This is a genomic window from Bacillus australimaris (genome assembly GCF_001307105.1).
In the GTDB taxonomy this organism is placed as follows: domain Bacteria; phylum Bacillota; class Bacilli; order Bacillales; family Bacillaceae; genus Bacillus; species Bacillus australimaris.
The window spans coordinates 36,713-56,514 of record NZ_LGYN01000002.1 but is presented as its reverse complement, the minus strand read 5'-3'; the positions used below and the strand labels follow the sequence as shown (position 1 = coordinate 56,514).

Sequence of the window (19,802 nt, the reverse complement as noted above, 5' to 3'; positions counted from 1 at the left end):
GAACTAAAATGACACATTAAGGAGTGGAAATGTATGAAATCGATCAGATTAACGATGAGTCAAGCATTAGTCAAATTTCTAAATGCACAATTTATTGAATTTGACGGAGAAAAAACACCTTTTGTTCAAGGCGTTTTCACGATATTCGGACATGGAAATGTAGTAGGGATTGGTCAAGCATTACAGGAGGATCCTGGTAATCTAAAAGTGTATCAAGGAAGAAATGAACAAGGAATGGCACATGCTGCTACGGCGTTTGCAAAACAGAGCAATCGCCGGCAAATTATCGCGTGCTCTTCCTCGGTAGGTCCTGGTTCAGCTAATATGGTCACTGCTGCTGCTACAGCAACAGCTAATCAAATTCCACTTCTTCTCCTGACTGGAGATGTTTTTGCCACTAGACAACCAGATCCAGTCCTGCAGCAGATTGAACAAACTCATGATTTAACGCTTTCCACAAACGATGCTTTTCGCTCAGTTAGTAAATATTGGGATCGCATTTCAAGGCCCGAACAGTTAATGTCAGCTATGATTAGTGCCATGCGAGTTTTAACTGATCAATCAGATACAGGAGCCGTCACCATTTGTCTTCCTCAAGATGTCCAAGGAGAAGCATGGGATTATCCACTTCATTTCTTTAAAGAACGTGTACATTATATTGACCGTCAGAAGCCATCGAATAGAAGTATAGAGGCCGCCGCATCTCTTATTCGATCAAAAGAAAAACCCCTTCTTATTTTAGGGGGAGGTGTGCGTTACTCAGAAGCAGCCGACACCTTTCGTCAGTTTGCAGAAACTTTCCATATTCCATTTAGTGAAACACAGGCAGGGAAAAGTGGGATTGAAAGTACCCATCCATTAAACATTGGAGGGATTGGTGTTACAGGAAATAAAGCGGCAAATGATATAGCCCAAAATGCTGATCTCATCATAGGTGTGGGCACACGCTTCACGGATTTTACAACTTCGTCTAAATTGTTCTACCCTGAAACAGATGTTCTAACAATCAACTTATCAGAATTTCACGCTTCCAAATTAGAAGCCACAAAAGTGATTGCTGATGCAAAATCTGGATTAGAGGCACTCATGACAGCATTAGATGGATACCGTTCCACATATACAGATGAGATCGAGCAGGCTAAAAAAGAATGGAATCAAGAACTTGCTCGCTTAAAGGACATCCAGTTTACAGGCAAAGACTTCGTACCGGAAATAAAAGGACATTTTGATCAACAGCAGATAGATGAATATAGACATTGTCTGAATACCGAATTACCTCAAACTACTGTACTTGGACATATCAATGAATGGATAGCGGATGATTCCATTATTACTTGTGCAGCAGGTAGTCTTCCAGGTGATTTACAGAGAATGTGGGTGGCTAAAGAAAGAAATACGTATCATTTAGAATATGGTTATTCATGTATGGGATATGAAATTGCTTCTGCACTGGGCGTGAAAATAGCTGAACCGACGAAAGAAGTATATGCCCTGAGTGGAGATGGTAGCTATTTAATGCTACATAGTGAATTGGTGACAAGTATTCAAGAAGGCTTGAAAATGAACATTATCCTTTTTGATAACTCTGGATTTGGTTGTATTAACAATTTACAAATGGATCATGGAATTAATAGTTTTGCTACTGAATTTCGAGCACGTAATCATCAAACAGGGCAATTAGATGGGGAGATCTTGAGAATCAATTTTGCTCAGTCTGCCGCTGGGTATGGAGCAAAAACGTATGAAGTACATACTTTGGATCAACTCAAGGCTGCCATTGAAGATGCAAAAAAACAAACGGTTAGCACATTAATTGATGTAAAAGTTTTACCGAAAACCATGACAGATGGCTATGGTTCTTGGTGGCATGTAGGAATTTCAGAAGTAACACAGCAGGATTCAGTCAAAAAAGCCTATCAATTGAAAGAAAAACAATTAGAAAAAGCAAGAAAATATTAAATAAAATCAGAAAGGTGAGGAAAATAGATGCCTGAATTGATTGTTCCACCGTATAAACGTGATTCAGATGGAAAGGTACTAAGTATCACCCCGCAATCAGCTGGATGGAAATACATTGGTTTTGAAGTATATAAGCTATTGCAAGGGGAAACGCTTCAAAAGCAAACAAATGATCAAGAAGTGTGTATTGTGATTTTATCTGGAAAACTTCACATTTCAACCAAATTAGAAAAATGGGAGCATGTTGGCCAAAGGATGGATGTATTTGAAAAAACACCACCTTATTCCATTTATGTGCCGAATGATGATCAATTCACGATTGAAGCTCTTACTGATGTTGAAATTGCGATCTGTTCTTCACCTGGTAAAGGAACTTATCCAGCTCGCCTCATTACTCCAGCTCAAGTTGGTGTTGAACAGAGGGGAGCAGATAACATCTCTAGACAGGTTCATAATATTTTACCAGAACAAGCTTCTGCGGATCACTTACTAGTAGTGGAAGTGTTTACACCTGAGGGAAACTGGTCAAGTTACCCGCCTCATAAACACGACGAAAACAATTTACCTTATGAATCTTATTTAGAAGAAACATATTATCATAAAGTCAATCCAAACCATGGCTTTATTCTGCAAAGAGTGTATACAGATGATTTATCTTTAAATGAGATAATGTCTGTTCAAAATGGAGAAGCCGTTCTTGTACCAAAAGGTTATCATCCTGTTGCTGCGCCTCCTGGTTATGAAAGTTATTATTTAAACGTAATGGCTGGACCAGTCCGCACTTGGAAATTTCAAAACAGCAAAGAGCATGAATGGGTAATGGAGCACAAATTATCGGAAAGCAGGGAGAAATGACCATGTCATATTTGACTTTTAAAAAAGATAGAAAATTAGATGTCATTGCGCTTGGAAGATTGTGTATTGATTTAAATGCAAATGAAATTGATCGTCCAATGGAAGAGACCCTCACATTCACAAAATATGTAGGCGGCTCTCCTGCAAATATTGCGATTGGTCTGTCAAGGCTTGGTATGAAGACAGGGTTCATTGGAAAAGTAGCCAATGATCAAATGGGGCGTTTTGCTACAAAATACCTTGAACAAAATCATGTTGATACAGAGGGAATATCGATTGACCAGACCGGAGCTATGACAGGTCTTGCCTTCACAGAAATTATAAGTCCTGAAGACTGTAGTATTTTAATGTACCGTGACAACGTGGCCGATCTTAAATTAGAAGTAAGCGATGTTTCGGAAAATTACATTAAAAATGCTAAATCTTTACTCATTTCAGGAACAGCCCTTGCAAAAAGTCCATCAAGAGAAGCCGTTTTCGTCGCCCTTGATTATGCTAGGAAACATCAAGTCAACGTCATCTTTGATTTAGATTATCGACCGTATACGTGGCATTCAGAAGCAGAAACGGCGATTTACTACAATCTAGCAGCAGAGAAATCCGATTTACTCATCGGTACAAGAGAAGAGTTCGATATGATGGAAAAATTGACATCCGACGGACCATCTAATGACGCTAAAACATCTAAGAAATGGTTCGATCATCACGCAAAAATTGTCATTATTAAACACGGTGGTTCAGGATCAATTGCTTATACTCAAGACGGTCTCTCTCATCAAAGCGGCATTTTTAAAACGAAAGTACTCAAAACATTCGGAGCTGGAGATTCCTATGCTTCAGCACTAATCTATGGGTTATTAAATGATATGACATTACAAGAAGCGATGCGTTTTGGAAGTGCGTCTGCTTCCATTGTCATCTCTAAGCACAGCTCTTCAGAGGCTATGCCATCTGTTTCAGAAATTGAATCATTCATGAAAACAGCAGAAGAAATTCTACAAACATCATTTTAAAAAGGGGAGAACATAATGACAAAAACAACAATAAACACAGTGCAAAATTATATTGGTGGAGAATGGCTTGAATCCGTAAGCAGTCAAACAGAATCTGTTTTCAATCCTGCAACTGGTAAAGTGATTGCTGAAGTTCCATTATCTACAAAAGAGGATGTTGATCGTGCAGTTCAAGCTGCGAATGAAGCATTTCAAACATGGTCAAAAACAGCTGTACCTAGACGAGCCCGTGTTCTTTTTAAATATCAGCAACTGCTCGTGGAAAATTGGGATGAACTCGCTGAACTAGTGACACTAGAAAATGGAAAAAGCTTGACTGAAGCTCGTGGTGAAGTCCAACGGGGGATTGAATGTGTGGAATTTGCAGCGGGTGCACCGACATTAATGATGGGGAAACAGCTTCCTGACATAGCAACAGGCATTGAATCAGGAATGTATCGATATCCAATCGGTGTTATTGGTGGTATTACGCCTTTTAACTTTCCAATGATGGTTCCTTGCTGGATGTTTCCATTGGCGATCGCTTGCGGGAATACATTCATCTTAAAGCCATCAGAGAGAACACCACTCTTAGCAGCAAGACTTGCAGAACTATTTGCCGAGGCAGGATTACCAAAAGGGGTGCTCAACATTGTGAACGGTGCACATGATGTAGTAAATGGACTAATTGAGCACAAACAAGTCAAAGCCATCTCATTTGTTGGTTCACAACCAGTAGCAGAATTTGTGTACAAAAAAGGAACAGAGCATGGAAAAAGAGTGCAGGCTCTTGCGGGCGCAAAAAATCATTCCATCGTATTAAATGATGCTGATTTAGATGGAGCTATTAAACAAATTATTGGAGCAGCCTTTGGTTCTGCTGGTGAAAGATGTATGGCAGCAGCTGTTGTTGCCGTGCAAGAGGAAATTGCTGATCAATTCATTGAAAAACTAGTTGAAGAATCAAACAAAATCGTGATTGGAAACGGTATGGATGACAATGTTTTTTTAGGGCCTGTTATTCGTGAAGGACATAAAGAACGGACACTGCAATATATCGAACAAGGAATAAATGAAGGGGCACATATCATTCGAGATGGACGAAAAGACGACAATACGAATGATGAAGGATATTTTATTGGTCCAACGATTTTCGATCATGTCACACAAGAAATGAAAATTTGGCAGGAGGAAATTTTTGCACCCGTTTTATCCATCGTGCGCGTAAAATCATTGAATGATGCAATAGAGCTTGCAAATGCTTCAAAATTTGCAAATGGAGCTTGTCTATATACTGATAGCGCCGCAAGTGTTCGCACATTTAGAGATCAGATTGAAGCAGGTATGCTAGGAATTAATGTTGGGGTTCCAGCTCCAATGGCATTCTTCCCATTCTCTGGTTGGAAAGAATCATTTTATGGAGACCTTCATGCAAACGGTACAGACGGGGTTGAATTTTACACAAGGAAAAAAATGGTTACTGCACGTTATTGATTTAAACGATGCATTAATCACAAGTTGGAAATGAAGCATGAAAAATACAGTGATATTCTCGATTATTTCATTCATCTTTTGGTTTTCACAATTTCTATATGTTCCAGTTTTATCCCCCTATTTGGAGACATTAGGGGGAGACTATCTCTTAATTGGTCTCATATTAAGCAGCTATGGATTCCTGCAACTTTTATGCAGACTCCCATTAGGAATATTAGCGGATTATTTGAAAATAAGAAAACCTTTTATCCTACTTGGAATTTTAGCTAGCACGATGAGCTGCCTCATATTTTTGTTGACAGAAGATTTGGTTTTTGCTTTGATTGCCCGTTGCTTCGCTGGATTAGCGGCCGCAACCTGGGTCGTGTTTACTGTCATGTTTGCAAGTTATTACCATGAACATGAATCCAATCAAGCAATGAATCTGATTTCATTTATTGTCGTATTTGCACAACTTCTTGGAATGGGACTGAGTGGGTATTTAGTGAGTCAATGGGGGTGGCATGCACCATATTTTCTTGGTAGTTTGCTCTGTATCCTTGCATTTGTTCTACTGCTGTTTATATCTGAACCAATACATTCTAGGAGCCGTAGTCAGATCGATTTGAAATCGCTTACATTAACTTTGAAGAAACAAACGCTTCTTCAACTATCGTTTTTATCCATTTTGGCACACGGTATGATTTTTATTACAACGTTTGGGTTTACATCAGCTTATGCATTAAGTATTGGTATTCCTAAAAGCCAGTTAGGATTGACCACTTTTTCTTTTATGATTCCACATGCAATCGCACCTTTAATCATAGGTAAAATCGCTACTTCGATAAGAAAACAATGGTTGGTTTTAATAGGCTCATTTATGTTTGCCACAATGTGTATTTTTACAATGCCTATCACCACTCATCCAGCTATTTTTTACATCATACAAGCGATGATGGGACTTTCGTTAGGTTTTATTTTCCCACTATTATTAGGTATGTGCTATCAGTCGGCTTCTGATCACATGAAATCAACGGTTGTTGGTGCATATCAAGCGCTTTATGCGATAGGAATTTTTGGAGGACCATTTATCGCAGGAATTTTTAACTCTTGGTTTGGGCTGAGTGCCGGTTTTTACTTTGCTGCCTTGCTAGGTGGAATCGCAACATTACTAGCTGTAAAATGGAAAAGCAAAGCAATGAAACATAGTATTTATCATGACAGCATTAGCAAAATGTAAGTTTTCATATAGGTGAAAATTCACAAATCATATAGGAGATGAATCTATGGGACAATATTTAGTACATCAGCAAGTTACTTCCTCCAGGTGTTTAGATCAAGCATTACCAGAACTCGTTTATGTTTGTCATGCCAATGAACAACACACTACTTTACCGCGAACAATGCATATGCATAAGCAAATGTTAGAGATTGTTTTTATAAAAAAAGGCAAAGGAAGACACTTGATTGGCAATAACATATATGATGTCAAACAAGGAGATATTTTAATATATAATAGTCATGTTTTGCATGACGAGTATATGGATCAAACATCTAAAATGAGTGTGTACTGCGTAGGAATGAAAAATGTTAAGTGCCTAGGCTTACCAGAGAATCACTTAGTACCTGAATCAATGTCGTGTGTATGGAACTGTGGAGATCAAGCTCAACAAATAGAAACCTTGTTAGAGATGATTCTTTTCCAGGTCAAAACAAATCAAGCTGGCCACCAAGAAACATGCAGTTATTTACTATCTGCTCTTATCTCTTTGCTGTTAACCATCCCTAAAGAACAACCGCTGATGACAGAAGAAGTCTGTTGCTCTCTATTTTTAAAAATCAAATCATATATTGATCTTCATTATACTGAAAATATCACACTTTCTTCTATTGCCAAAGAATTGAATGCAAGTCCTTATTATATCGCCCATTTATTTAAAAAACACACTGGATTCTCACCAATTCAATATATGATTCGCCGACGGATTGGTGAGTCTCAATCGCTGCTAATAAACACAAATTTTACTGTTACACAAATAGCCGGTATGACCGGGTATGATAATCCAAACTATTTTACATCTCTATTCACAAAACTGATTGGCATATCTCCTAAAAAATATCGCCATTTATGGCGGGGCGTTTAAATGAAACCAGGCATTTTTAACACAAGATCGTGAAGGTTTTTGATGAAAATAACGATAAATATGACGAAATTCCAATACATTTAAACAATAATTTGAAGGAACAAAATGTTTTTGAGATTTATAATAAATATACAAACATATTGTATGCGCTTTCTTTTGTGAAGGAGGGAAGAAAATGAGTCAAAAAAACAAGCTTTTTTTCACTAAAATAGGGATTCCATACTCGCTAAGATGGGGATATCTTGGCATGATACTTTTCATGATTGGAGATGGATTGGAACAAGGGTGGCTGTCACCTTATTTAGTCGAAAGGGGGCTATCAGTCACACAGTCAGCTCAATTATTTGCGGCATATGGTTTAGCTGTCGGAATCGCTGCTTGGGTATCAGGAGTCTTAGCTCAAATTTGGGGAATTAGAAGAGTGATGTGGGCTGGATTTATCATGTTTGCCATATCTTCTATTCCTTTTATCGCTCTAGGAGTTTCCAACTTAAACTATCCTGTTATGCTTGTTACATATGTGTTAAGAGGTGTAGGATACCCATTATTTGCTTATTCATTTATCGTTTGGATCACATATCGAGCAGAGCAAAAAATATTGGCACGAGCCGTAGGGTGGTTTTGGTTCGTATTTACATGCGGATTGAATGTCGCAGGGCCATTTTATTCGTCTCTAGCGATACCTATTATTGGTCATATTTATGTATTATACACAGGTATCTTCTTTGTATTAATAGGAGCCGTCATAGCACTTGTGCTAACAAAAGATGAAGTCAAACAAAATACAAAGGATCAATCATCTATCAAGGAACTATTAAGCGGAATATTTTATATGTTTGAGCGTCCAAGGTTAGCTGTAGGTGCAATAGTCAAAATAATTGGAACATTAGGCCAGTATGGATTTGCCATATTTTTACCTAGTTATCTCATAAAATACGGTTACTCAACTGAAGAATGGTTACAAATTTGGTCAGCCATTTTCGTTGTGAATATTTTATCAAATTTATTATTTGGTTTTATTGGAGATCGAATCGGATGGAGAAAAACGATCATTTGGTTTGGATCTGTAGGCTGTGCTCTATCTACCATAGCCATCTATATAGCCCCGATGATAATTGGCCATCATTTAATTGGAATGATATTGATCTCATGTTTATTTGGATTTTTTTTAGCGGGCTATGTACCTATTACTGCTTTAATCCCTTCAATGGCTCCTGCAAAAGAAAGAGGAGCGGCAATGTCTGTACACAATCTAGGATCTGGTTTAAGCGTGTTCGTCGCACCATTCATTGTCAGCCTCTTTATAGAACCGTTAGGAACAAGTGGCGTCATTCTCATTTTTGCAGCCTTATATTTATTTAGTGGATATTTAACAATATTTTTGAAAACTCATGAGGAGTTAGAACAAAACAAAAAGAAGACAGCCATTCAAATGAATGTGTTGGATAAAACACCATAAAGCGAGGAGAAATGTCTATGTCTATTCAAATTGCAGGTGCCCCTTGCTGCTGGGGTGTTGATGATCCCAAAAATCCATACCTTCCTCCATGGGAAAGAGTCTTAAATGAAGCCTCACAAGCTGGCTGCCAAGGAATTGAATTAGGACCTTATGGATATATCCCTTTTGACATACCAAAAGTCACAAAGGTTTTAACAGAATTAGATTTAACGATTATTGCAGGTACTATTTTTGACAATTTAGTAGATAAAGAAAATATTGAAAATCTAATCAAACAAGTGGACGATATCTGCTCTTTTATTACCAAATTACCCGCAGCCCCTGCATTAAAACATCATCAGTATCAAGCTCCATATTTAGTTGTCATCGACTGGGGGCACGAAGAGAGGAATAAACATGCAGGAAGGCCAGAAGAGGCTCCTCGTCTATCAGAACAGGAATGGAAACAGATGATCCACCATATTAAAAAGATTGCAGAACATGCATGGAATAACTACGGAGTCCGAGCTGTGATTCATCCTCATGCAGGTGGATACATTGAGTTTGAAGATGAAATCAATAGATTGTTACATGACATCCCTCATGAAACAGCAGGACTATGTTTAGACACTGGTCATCTATACTATTCAAAAATGGATCCTCTCGAATGGATCGAACGATGTGCTGACAGATTAGACTACTTGCATTTTAAAGATATTCATTTAGACACGTATCACCAAGTCATGAAAGAGCGCACACGATTTTTTGAAGCATGTGCTAAAGGAGTTATGTGTCCAATCGGTCAAGGAGTCATTGACTATCATAAAATACGACATTTATTAACAGAACTAAACTATTCAGGATACGTGACATTTGAACAAGAACGTGATCCGCGAGATGCTGATACAAGCTTAGAAGATGTCAAACAAAGTGTAGATTTTCTGAACAAACTTGGTTTTGCAAACGAATTGAAAGCGAGGAATCGTTAAATGATTAATGGTGAAAAGATAATTGAGCGTCCCATTCGATGGGCAATGGTTGGCGGAGGACGTGGGAGCCAAATTGGATATATTCATAGATCTTCCGCTTTGCGAGATGGAAACTTTCAATTGATTGCAGGGGCATTTGATATTGATCCAGAAAGAGGGCAATCCTTTGGAATCAACCTACATATCGACCCCTCACGTTGTTACTCAGATTATCAGACAATGTTTGAAGAAGAACAAAAAAGAAGTGACGGTATTGAGGCTGTCTCAATTGCAACACCAAATGGTACGCATTATGAAATTTGTAAAGCTGCATTACTTTCGGATCTTCATGTAATTTGTGAAAAACCACTTTGTTTTACAACACAAGAAGCCGAAGAGCTATTAAAGTTAGCAGAAGAGAAGAATAAAATTGTTGGTATTACATATGGTTATTCGGGCCATCAAATGATTGAACAAGGAAGACAGCTGATTGAAGAAGGGAAATTAGGTGACATCCGCCTTGTCAATATGCAATTTGCACACGGGTTTCACTCAGAGGCAGTAGAAAAGAAGAACGCAAGCACAAAATGGCGTGTAGATCCTAAAATGGTTGGACCAAGTTATGTGTTAGGTGACTTAGGTACACACCCGCTATTTTTATCTGAAATCATGTTACCAAACTTAAAAATAGAAAAGTTAATGTGTACAAGGCAAAGCTTTATCAAAGAGCGTGCTCCTTTAGAAGATAATGCCTATACAATCATGAAATATGACAATGGAGCGGTTGGAACGGTGTGGTCTTCAGCGATAAATGCAGGATCTATGCACGGTCAAAAAATTAGAATTGTAGGCTCCAAAGCGAGCATTGAATGGTGGAGTGAACAACCTAACCAGCTTCGATACGAAATTCAAGGAGAACCAGCACAAGTATTAGAAAGAGGTATGCCTTACCTGCACCCACTAGCAATAGAAGAGGATCGTATTGGTGGGGGACATCCTGAAGGGTTATTCGAAGCTTGGTCAAATTTATATGCAAGATTCGCTAAAGCGATGGAAAATACACAATTAGGTATGAAAGGTACAAGCGAAATATGGTTTCCAGATATTAGAGCGGGCGTAGAGGGCGTAAGATGGGTAGAAAATTGCGTGCGCTCAGCAAATAATGGCGATGTTTGGGTTGACTATATTTAAATTCATATCATAGAAAGGAGTTTTATCATTGCGATTGGTTTATGATCCATCACATTATCGAGACAATACAAATCTAAAAGACACAATTGATACAGTAGCACGACTAGGTTATGAATACGTGGAGCTCTCTCCTCGTAAAGACTTCATTTGGTTTTATGAGTATCCAAAGGTTAACAAACAACTGATCAAAGATTTAAAAAAGTACTGCAAAGATGCGGGTGTTAAAATATCCTCCGTTTTGCCTGTCCAGCAATGGTCTTCACCAAATGAACAAGAACGAGAAGCAGCAGTGAAAAATTGGAAAAGATGCATTGAGATTACCTCAGAATTAGAAGTGGATCTAATGAATAGTGAGTTCAGTGGTGATAAAAGCAGGCCGGTTGAAAGTGAAGCAGCTTTTTTGAAATCGATGGATGAGCTGATGCCTATATTTGAACAAGAGGGCATCAAGTTAAACATCCAATCTCATCCTAATGATTTTATCGAACTAAACACTGAAGCCATTCGTATGATTAGAGCATTAGATAAAGACTGGATCAAGTTAGTCTATTCTGTTCCCCATGCTTTTTTCTATGACGATGGAATCGGTGATGTAGCAAAACATTTAGAGGAAGCTGGAGATCTTCTTGCTCACGTATTAATTGCAGATACCCTTAATCATAAAGCAGCTTTTGGATTACGCTACATCATAAATCCACCTGATGCAAATGTAACAATTCATCAACACTTAAATCCTGGGGAAGGGGAAATTAACTTCGACGCTTTGTATCGTAAATTAAGAGAAATGAAGTTTGATGGGATTGTCACAAATGCCGTTTTTGCTTATCCAGACCGTCCTGAATGGTCAAATGAGCTCACTTTAAAATCAATTAAACAAGGTTTGCGTATTTAAAGTTTTGCTGAGAGAGCCTTATTTGAGGCTCTCTATTTTATTTAATGTTAAACATCTTATCACTTAGGAGAATTTGCTTTTTCTAAATCCAAACGAAAGTTAATTGATTGTACAGGCGTTTCGTTCAATGGAGAGCTATGTCGATTCGAGGAACAAAATCTGAAAAGGGTATGGAACTCTTGGTGTGTATTTATTCTCTTTTTTTAGTTTACATAATATATATTCTAGGAAGTTAAAGAACAAATGAATTTCTCTCGTCTCAATTCTAAGTATACTTATCTTATTGAGACAAAATAGAAAAAATCAAAATTTTACTTACATTGATTCAAACCGAAATGCTTTATGAGATTCGGAGAATTTCACAGACACAAACATTCGCTCACTGTTACCGGCACGTAAGTTATGGTGACAGCTTTGCTGTCGCCAATCGTATCCAATAATTCATACGTGATGTTCGACTGTGATGATTTCTTAAATTCCATGCCTTTTCACGTTCGAATGTATCAAAACGTCTAATCTTTGCAAAAATGCTCATCAATCTCAAATCTCAACATTGTATCCATATCAAATTCATCTCAGAAGACATTTCTTTTCACTAACTTTTCATCACGTTCCTCCCTCCTGTTATTTACGAATCAGCAAGTCTCATTTATAATCGAGTAGATTTGTTTTAATAACATATATATCTTTAAATGTGAGGGATTTGATGGAATTAAAGTGGTATAAAGCGATTATAGTGATCTTTACGATGTCTGGTATCTCCATTTCTACATGGTTTTCACGGACGCCGGAAGTTAGAGATTTATTACATGCAAACACAGGAACGATGGGACTTATTTTACTCGGATTATCTGTTGGCTCAATTGTTGGGCTTGTGCTTTCAAATGTATTCGTCCGCAAAAAAGGCGGCCGAGTGGCGATTGTCATTAGTGCTTTTTTGATGTTTATTGGGTTCACGACTCTTGCAATTGGTTCAACGCTCTCTTCTATCTTTGTTGTCACTGCCGGTCTTTTTCTGTTTGGAGCAGGCTCTGGCATGTGTAATGTAGCGATGAATTTAGAAGGAACAGAAATTGAGTACAGCATCAAGAAAACCATTCTGCCAATATTGCACGCTTCCTTTAGTATTGGCACTTTAATTGGAGCTGGTGCTGGTATTCTTTTTATCCATTTAGGGGTCTCTGTATTGATTCACCTTCTCGCAATTGCCCTTCTTTTCTTTCTCAGCATATTGATTTCTACGCGGTTTATTCCGCATGGAACAGGAAAAGATCAGCTTGAGAAGCAGCCAGATACAGTTAATCACACTCAAACAGCATGGCTGAACAAACGAACGATATCTCTTGCGATGATCGCCTTATGTCTTGCGTTTGTTGAAGGGTCGGCCAATGATTGGATTCCCCTTGCGATGGTGGATGGCTATCAGGTTTCACATTCTATGAGTACGGTCATCTACGCTTTGTTTTTGTGCGGTATGATTAGCGGCAGACTGATCAGCGGACGTTTGATCGATCGCTTTGGCAGAGTGTTGTTGCTAAGAGTGGCTATTTTATCAGCAGCTGCCGGACTATTCTTGGTCATTTTAAAGATTTCACTTGTGGTATGTATGATATCGATCTTTTTATGGGGACTTGGCGCATCTTTAGGCTTCCCGCTAACCATTTCTGCAGCTGGCGATGATAGCCGTTACGCAGTCAAACGCGTCAGTATTGTGACCTTATCTGGTTACACAGCCTCCCTTTCCGGCCCGCCTATTTTAGGGTTGCTCGCCAATCAAGTGGGACTGCTTCATGCTTTTATATTTGTTCTATTTGCCATATGTATTGCAGGAATCTTTACAAAAGCTGTAGCAAAACCACACTCATTACATGCTCATTAAAAGTGCCTGATCCTTGATCCGGCACTTTTTTTAAATTTAAAAAATAAAATTGAAACCTTTCACAAAGTGAAACAGTCTTATAGATGTCCTGATGTTTATCGCTTTTTTAAAGAGGGAAAGTAAAAAAATAAGACTTTTCAAATAACTGAAAACGTGGTAAGATCATGAAAATAACCAGGAAGGGGTGAGAAAAATGAAAAAAAATATGCTATTAAAATTAGGTGTTTTATTCATAGCACTTGCAAGTTTTCATTTGTTCTCAATGCCTCATTCCGTTCAGGTATACCATCATGCTAAGGTGGTTGCCGATCAAGAATCACATGAAATGAAAATCGTTCAGACAATGGGCGATGAAAAGAAACAAAAACATGTGAGCGCAGTATTTGCTGCATTTACAGTACTGCTGATGATTGGCAGTATGACAGCTGGATTTGCACGCATCACTCATACTGATCAATTTGACCGGAAAAAGAAGCATTTACTTGCAGTGTTCTATCAATCTTCTTATTTTCGACTAGCTCGTGTTTAACCCAACCATCTAAATCAAAACAAAAATTGGGAGGTTTTACACGATGTTATTTTTCTTAAGAGTATTCATTCTAGGTCTATTCTCTGTCACTTCACTTTCTCTTTTCGTCTACCAAGGAATTGAAGTCATGCACGCCATTACAAGCATGTTTGGCAACCACGAGAGCTAAATGACCCGTATATAAAAATAAAGAAGCCCCCTGTTTTATCACAGGGGGCTTTCGTTTGCTTATTTATTTTCATCTGGGGCAGGTTCAGGCGTTAGAAGGACATGAGTCACTTCTCCCTGCTCTTCCTCATCTACAATAAATGATCCATTGCTATAGCGGTCATTTGCTCTTAGAGTAGAGATATCAAGTGGAATCGTTGCACCCTTTTCCGTGTCTATCTCAAGTGTATCGTGCAGTGCAGCAGCGAGCACAGCCACAATACGGTGCGGGTTTTTCTTTAATTCTCTTAGCATAAGAACCCCGCGTTTCGCTCTTGATGTTTTATCAAATTCAGAGAGGTTCATTCGCTTCACAGCCCCTCTTTGTGTTGTTAACACAAGGACATCGTTCTTCGGATCAATGATCTGGCCAGAGACGACCTCGTCTCCTTCCTTCAGGTTGATTCCTTTGACACCAGCCGCTCTCGGGCCAACAACACTTACTTCTTCTTCATCAAACCACAAGCCGTAACCGTTTTTCGTTGCGATAAACAATTCCTGCTGTCCTGTTGTGACATGAACATCTACCAGTTCATCATCACCTTTTAGATTCAAAGCGACAAGCGGTTTTGAATAGCGCTGCGCTTTGTATTGAAGAAGCTCTGTTTTTTTCACCATTCCGCCTTTTGTAAAGAACAGAAGATACGATGTGTCATCAAATTCTTTAATTGGAATGGCTTTTTGAATCGATTCCTCACGATCAATCGAAATGATATTCGTAATATGCTGTCCCATGTCTTTCCAGCGAATATCTGGCAGCTGATGAACAGGACAATAAATGTAGCTTCCTTTATCCGTAAACAGCAGAAGAACATCCGTTGTATTCATTTCAAACTGATGAATCAAACGATCTGTATCCTTCATGCCAAAGTCCTTACCGTTCGATGCGGCATAGGAGCGCTGGCTTGTCCGTTTGATGTAACCATCCTTCGTGACCGTGACATACACATCCTCTGATGCGATCATCACTTCAAGGTTAATCTTAATTTCTTCGATTTTCTCCTCAATCACGGATCTTCTCTCATCAGCATATGTCTTTTTAAGTTTTTTCAAGCTGTTCGTAATGACCTTCAGCAGTTTTTTTTCATTCGCTAAAATGTCTTCAAGCTCTGCTATACGCACGTCAAGCTCACTTGCTTCTTCTCTTAATTGCGTAATATCTGTATTTGTTAAACGATATAACTGGAGTGAAACAATTGCTTCTGACTGTGCTTCTGTAAAATCATATTTCGCCATCAAGTTGTTTTTCGCATCTCGTTTATCATTAGAGGAGCGAATTGTGGCAATAACTTCATCTAAGATTGAAAGTGCCTTAATTAATCCGTCTACAATATGGTGTCGTTCCTTCGCTTTTCGAAGCTCGAATTGTGAGCGGTTCGTCACTACTTCTTTTTGATGAGCAATATATGCATCAAGTACAGTTGTCAGCGTCATTAAGGTCGGTCTTCGATTATGTATCGCCACCATATTAAAGTTATATGGGATTTGCAGATCTGAGTTTTTATATAAGAAATTCAACACACCATGTGCATCTGCTTCTTTTTTCAGCTCTACTACGATTCGAAGCCCAGTACGGTCTGTCTCATCTCGCACCTCAGAAATTCCTTCTACTTTTCTTTCAATTCGGAACTCGTCCATCTTTTTGACAAGATTGGCTTTATTCACTTCATAAGGGATTTCAGTGATCACGATTTGCTGGCGTCCACCGCGGATGGTTTCAATCTCCGCTTTTCCACGAATCATAATCTTTCCTTTTCCTGTTTCATATGCCTTCTTAATACCATCTACACCTTGAATGATACCGCCTGTTGGGAAATCTGGCCCTTTGATGACCGTCATTAAATCCTCAACCGTACAATGCGGCTGTTCAATTCGTTTAATGACGCCATCAATTACTTCTCCCAGATGATGCGGCGGGATATCAGTTGCATAACCTGCAGAAATCCCTGTTGATCCATTCACGAGAAGGTTTGGGAACATCGCTGGTAATACAACCGGCTCTTTGCTCGTATCATCAAAGTTTGCAACAAATTCGACCGTTTCCTTGTCTAAGTCCTTTAAAAGCTCTGAAGCAATGGCAGACAGTCTTGCTTCCGTATAACGCATGGCAGCAGGCGGATCTCCATCAATACTCCCGTTATTCCCATGCATCTCAATCAGCACATTTCGTACTTTCCATTCCTGACTCATTCTCACCATCGCTTCATAAACAGATGAGTCACCGTGCGGGTGGTAGTTACCAATCACGTTACCGACTGTTTTAGCGGCTTTACGGAAGTTTTTATCTTGCGTGTTTCCTTCTGCATACATCGCATATAAAATTCTTCGTTGTACAGGTTTTAGTCCATCACGCGCATCTGGGAGTGCACGGTCTTGGATAATATATTTACTATAGCGACCAAATCGGTCCCCGATCACTTCTTCTAATGGTAAATCATGAAATCGTTCTTGTTGTGCCATGTTTAAACCTCCTCAGCTAGCGACAAGTTTTCATTTTCAAGAATGTTACTTTCCTCATCAAGTCCAAAGGCCACATTCTTTTCAATCCATTTACGGCGCGGTTCTACTTTGTCACCCATCAGAGTTGTGACGCGGCGTTCCACACGTGCAGCATCATCGATCTTGACCCTGACTAGCGTTCTTGATTCTGGATTCATTGTCGTTTCCCATAGCTGGTCGGCATTCATTTCACCTAAACCTTTATAGCGCTGAATCGTGTACCCTTTTCCAACTTTCTTCAGTACGTCATCCATTTCTTCATCAGACCATGCATACTCGATGATCTCTTTCTTTCCTGAGCCCTTACTGACTTTATATAAAGGCGGAAGCGCAATAAACACTTTGCCATGCTCAATCAGCGGCTTCATATAGCGGTAGAAGAATGTCAGTAGAAGCACTTGAATATGCGCTCCATCCGTATCCGCATCTGTCATGATCACGATTTTGTCATAATTGATGTCTTCTACATTAAAATCGACACCGACGCCTCCACCGATGGCATGAATAATGGTATTAATTTCTTCGTTTTTGAAAATATCAGCAAGCTTCGCTTTTTCTGTATTGATGACCTTTCCGCGCAGCGGCAGTACCGCCTGGAATTTACGGTCACGCCCCTGTTTTGCTGACCCGCCCGCTGAGTCACCCTCTACTAGGTACAGTTCGTTTCTTGCCGGGTTCCTAGATTGAGCAGGCGTTAATTTTCCGCTCAGTGTCGCTTCAGATTTCTTCCGTTTCTTGCCGCTTCTTGCTTCTTCACGAGCTTTTCTAGCAGCTTCTCTCGCCTGCTGTGCTTTAATCGCTTTTTTCACAAGAAGAGTCGCTGTTTCCCGGTTCTCTTCAAGGAAATAAGCGAGCTTTTCAGAAATAACGGCATCAACAGCTGAGCGAGCCTCACTTGTCCCTAGCTTTCCTTTTGTCTGCCCTTCAAATTGAAGCAGTTCTTCAGGAATTCTGACAGAAATAATAGCAGACAGCCCTTCGCGAATATCTGTGCCTTCTAAATTTTTGTCTTTTTCTTTTAAAAGGACCACTTTGCGTGCATATTCGTTAAAGGCTCTCGTCATGGCCGTTTTGGCACCAGACTCATGTGTACCGCCATCTTTTGTTCTGACGTTATTGACGAAGGAAAGGATATTCTCCGAGTAGCCATCGTTGAATTGAAAAGCAAAATCTACTTCGATGGACTGATGCTCTCCTTCAAACGAGACGACTTCACTCAAAACATCTTTTTCTTCATTTAAATAAGCAACAAAGGCTTCAATACCCGTCTCATAATAAAACGTTTCTTGCGCATCATGTCGTTCATCGATCAGCTCTATTTTTAATCCTTTTAATAAAAAGGCAGATTCTCTTAAACGTTCTGATAATGTATCGAAATTATAGGTCGTGACACTGAACATTGTGGGATCTGGTTTAAAATGAATCAGTGTTCCTGTTTTTTTCGTTTTTCCGACTTTTTCAAGTGATGTGACTGGCTTACCTCCGTTTTCAAAGCGCTGTTGATAAATAAATCCGTCACGTTCAATTGTGACAGTGAGCCATTCTGACAGCGCGTTCACAACAGATGCCCCAACTCCATGAAGTCCACCACTTGTTTTATAACCGCCTTGACCAAATTTTCCGCCTGCGTGAAGAACAGTTAAAATGATCTCAGGTGTCGGTTTTCCTAGCTTATGCATACCAGTAGGCATTCCTCGTCCTTTATCCTGAACGGAAATGCTGTTATCTTTATGTATTTTGACAATGATATGATCTCCATGTCCAGCGAGCACTTCATCGACAGAGTTGTCTACAATCTCATAGACAAGGTGATGAAGACCGCGTGAATCCGTAGAACCAATATACATCCCTGGACGTTTACGGACCGCTTCAAGCCCCTCTAGCACCTGAATAGAATCATCGTTATAATCTACTTGCTGCTTTTTAACCAAATGCTTAATCCCCTTTCACTAACAAACATAACCGGCTCATCATCAAATGATCTCTCTAGATTAAAATGATGATCATGCTGCTCATTACTGTCCACTTTAATAAGCTGCATCATCACCATGCATGTGTGAATCAGCAATACATGCTCTTTTGCACGGCTATGAGACTGTTCTGCATTCTGCAATGAGAACTAGAAGTCCATTATAAACAAGACTGTTTCATAAGCCAAATACAATCATATGATGATTTCAGCGAAACAGAACAAATGTTCTATTTTTATCTTATCGTTCTTTTTCTCGATATGCAAGGCCGCCGATATGTCCCTGTCGCCTTATTTTATCGCTTTCTTCTAGAATCGCAAATATATTTCTGCAACAAAAAAGCAAAAATCCTTGAAAAACCAAGGATTTTTGACGATTTAATGAGTTTTTGTCATCGCATGAGCCACCTTGATACATAAATCCATGATGGCGACCTTACCATTTTTCTCAATCAGCTTTTTCGCTTCTTCATGATATACGCCTTGCTGCGCCCAAAAAACAGGTGCGTCCATTTCAAGAAATTCTTCTGCCACTTCGGGCAAAAATTCCGAACGTCTAAAGACATTGACGATATCAACCGGCTCTTTTATGTCTTTTAAAGAAGCGACCGCTTTCACACCAAGTGCTTCATCAATCGTTGGATTTACCGGAATGATCTCATAGCCGGCATCCTGCATCGCTTTAGACACCATATAAGATGTCCGGTGCGGCTGATCTGATAATCCAACAACAGCAATTCGTTTACTGCTCTTTAATATACGGCCAATTTCTTGTTTCGTAGGATGATTCATCCAGACACTCCTTTT

Annotated in this window: 17 protein-coding genes; 13 read left to right on the top strand and 4 right to left on the bottom strand. The window is 39.2% G+C overall.

The window, feature by feature from the left end; all coding sequences use genetic code 11:
• The first annotated feature begins 33 nt into the window (after window positions 1-33).
• The 13 genes from iolD to AKG37_RS19270 all read left to right on the top strand — a co-directional run bounded on the left by iolD (window position 34) and on the right by AKG37_RS19270 (window position 14,489).
• The gene (gene iolD / locus AKG37_RS04815; protein ID WP_060697823.1) at window positions 34-1,959 is read left to right on the top strand and encodes a 3D-(3,5/4)-trihydroxycyclohexane-1,2-dione acylhydrolase (decyclizing); all 1,926 of its coding nucleotides are present in this window, start codon (window positions 34-36) and stop codon (window positions 1,957-1,959) included.
• A 27-nt stretch (window positions 1,960-1,986) separates the two neighbouring features.
• Window positions 1,987-2,814: a 5-deoxy-glucuronate isomerase gene (iolB, locus tag AKG37_RS04810; RefSeq protein ID WP_060697822.1), complete on the top strand. Its 828-nt coding sequence runs from the start codon at window positions 1,987-1,989 to the stop codon at window positions 2,812-2,814.
• 2 nt (window positions 2,815-2,816) lie between these two features.
• Window positions 2,817-3,827, top strand: coding sequence for a 5-dehydro-2-deoxygluconokinase (iolC, locus tag AKG37_RS04805; RefSeq protein WP_060697821.1), 1,011 nt, complete (start codon window positions 2,817-2,819; stop codon window positions 3,825-3,827).
• 15 nt (window positions 3,828-3,842) lie between these two features.
• Window positions 3,843-5,300 carry a CoA-acylating methylmalonate-semialdehyde dehydrogenase gene (locus AKG37_RS04800; RefSeq protein ID WP_060697820.1) on the top strand — a complete coding sequence of 486 codons (1,458 nt, stop codon included), beginning with the start codon at window positions 3,843-3,845 and terminating at the stop codon, window positions 5,298-5,300.
• A 37-nt stretch (window positions 5,301-5,337) separates the two neighbouring features.
• Window positions 5,338-6,519, top strand: coding sequence for an MFS transporter (locus AKG37_RS04795; protein WP_077233688.1), 1,182 nt, complete (start codon window positions 5,338-5,340; stop codon window positions 6,517-6,519).
• 46 nt (window positions 6,520-6,565) lie between these two features.
• A complete protein-coding gene (locus AKG37_RS04790) occupies window positions 6,566-7,423 on the top strand; it encodes an AraC family transcriptional regulator (RefSeq protein ID WP_060697819.1) in 858 nt (285 codons plus the stop codon).
• A gap of 175 nt (window positions 7,424-7,598) precedes the next feature.
• The gene (locus AKG37_RS04785; protein WP_060697818.1) at window positions 7,599-8,882 is read left to right on the top strand and encodes an MFS transporter; all 1,284 of its coding nucleotides are present in this window, start codon (window positions 7,599-7,601) and stop codon (window positions 8,880-8,882) included.
• Between the two features lie 17 nt (window positions 8,883-8,899).
• Entirely contained in the window at window positions 8,900-9,850 is a 951-nt protein-coding gene (locus AKG37_RS04780) for a sugar phosphate isomerase/epimerase family protein (protein ID WP_060697817.1), read from the top strand.
• A complete protein-coding gene (locus AKG37_RS04775; RefSeq protein WP_060697816.1) occupies window positions 9,851-11,020 on the top strand; it encodes a Gfo/Idh/MocA family protein in 1,170 nt (389 codons plus the stop codon).
• 28 nt (window positions 11,021-11,048) lie between these two features.
• Complete coding sequence (locus tag AKG37_RS04770) at window positions 11,049-11,912, top strand: sugar phosphate isomerase/epimerase family protein (RefSeq protein WP_060697815.1); 864 nt, start codon at window positions 11,049-11,051, stop codon at window positions 11,910-11,912.
• A 706-nt stretch (window positions 11,913-12,618) separates the two neighbouring features.
• A complete protein-coding gene (locus tag AKG37_RS04765; protein ID WP_060697814.1) occupies window positions 12,619-13,791 on the top strand; it encodes an MFS transporter in 1,173 nt (390 codons plus the stop codon).
• A 193-nt stretch (window positions 13,792-13,984) separates the two neighbouring features.
• Window positions 13,985-14,320, top strand: coding sequence for a hypothetical protein (locus AKG37_RS04760; protein ID WP_060697813.1), 336 nt, complete (start codon window positions 13,985-13,987; stop codon window positions 14,318-14,320).
• Between the two features lie 43 nt (window positions 14,321-14,363).
• Window positions 14,364-14,489, top strand: a complete 126-nt coding sequence (locus tag AKG37_RS19270; protein WP_273700875.1) for a hypothetical protein — start codon at window positions 14,364-14,366, stop codon at window positions 14,487-14,489.
• 59 nt (window positions 14,490-14,548) lie between these two features.
• Here the strand turns inward: AKG37_RS19270 and parC are convergent, their stop codons facing one another.
• The 4 genes from parC to AKG37_RS04745 all read right to left on the bottom strand — a co-directional run bounded on the left by parC (window position 14,549) and on the right by AKG37_RS04745 (window position 19,787).
• Complete coding sequence (gene parC / locus AKG37_RS04755; RefSeq protein ID WP_060697812.1) at window positions 14,549-16,987, bottom strand: DNA topoisomerase IV subunit A; 2,439 nt, start codon at window positions 16,985-16,987, stop codon at window positions 14,549-14,551.
• Between the two features lie 2 nt (window positions 16,988-16,989).
• Complete coding sequence (gene parE / locus AKG37_RS04750) at window positions 16,990-18,957, bottom strand: DNA topoisomerase IV subunit B (protein ID WP_060697811.1); 1,968 nt, start codon at window positions 18,955-18,957, stop codon at window positions 16,990-16,992.
• A complete protein-coding gene (locus tag AKG37_RS18435) occupies window positions 18,936-19,139 on the bottom strand; it encodes a hypothetical protein (protein ID WP_077233687.1) in 204 nt (67 codons plus the stop codon). The genes parE and AKG37_RS18435 overlap by 22 nt, the downstream gene beginning before the upstream one ends.
• Window positions 19,140-19,373: 234 nt before the next feature.
• A complete protein-coding gene (locus AKG37_RS04745; protein ID WP_060697810.1) occupies window positions 19,374-19,787 on the bottom strand; it encodes a CoA-binding protein in 414 nt (137 codons plus the stop codon).
• Between the last annotated feature and the right edge of the window lie 15 nt (window positions 19,788-19,802).

Coding starts and splice junctions, on each gene's coding strand:
- AKG37_RS04785 (WP_060697818.1), top strand. CDS start 7,599: ATGAGTCAAAAAAACAAGCTTTTTTTCACTAAAATAGGGATTCCATAC.
- iolC (WP_060697821.1), top strand. CDS start 2,817: ATGTCATATTTGACTTTTAAAAAAGATAGAAAATTAGATGTCATTGCG.
- AKG37_RS04795 (WP_077233688.1), top strand. CDS start 5,338: ATGAAAAATACAGTGATATTCTCGATTATTTCATTCATCTTTTGGTTT.
- AKG37_RS04775 (WP_060697816.1), top strand. CDS start 9,851: ATGATTAATGGTGAAAAGATAATTGAGCGTCCCATTCGATGGGCAATG.
- AKG37_RS19270 (WP_273700875.1), top strand. CDS start 14,364: ATGTTATTTTTCTTAAGAGTATTCATTCTAGGTCTATTCTCTGTCACT.
- parC (WP_060697812.1), bottom strand. CDS start 16,987: ATGGCACAACAAGAACGATTTCATGATTTACCATTAGAAGAAGTGATC.
- AKG37_RS04790 (WP_060697819.1), top strand. CDS start 6,566: ATGGGACAATATTTAGTACATCAGCAAGTTACTTCCTCCAGGTGTTTA.
- AKG37_RS04765 (WP_060697814.1), top strand. CDS start 12,619: ATGGAATTAAAGTGGTATAAAGCGATTATAGTGATCTTTACGATGTCT.
- iolD (WP_060697823.1), top strand. CDS start 34: ATGAAATCGATCAGATTAACGATGAGTCAAGCATTAGTCAAATTTCTA.
- AKG37_RS04780 (WP_060697817.1), top strand. CDS start 8,900: ATGTCTATTCAAATTGCAGGTGCCCCTTGCTGCTGGGGTGTTGATGAT.
- iolB (WP_060697822.1), top strand. CDS start 1,987: ATGCCTGAATTGATTGTTCCACCGTATAAACGTGATTCAGATGGAAAG.
- AKG37_RS04760 (WP_060697813.1), top strand. CDS start 13,985: ATGAAAAAAAATATGCTATTAAAATTAGGTGTTTTATTCATAGCACTT.
- AKG37_RS04745 (WP_060697810.1), bottom strand. CDS start 19,787: ATGAATCATCCTACGAAACAAGAAATTGGCCGTATATTAAAGAGCAGT.
- AKG37_RS04800 (WP_060697820.1), top strand. CDS start 3,843: ATGACAAAAACAACAATAAACACAGTGCAAAATTATATTGGTGGAGAA.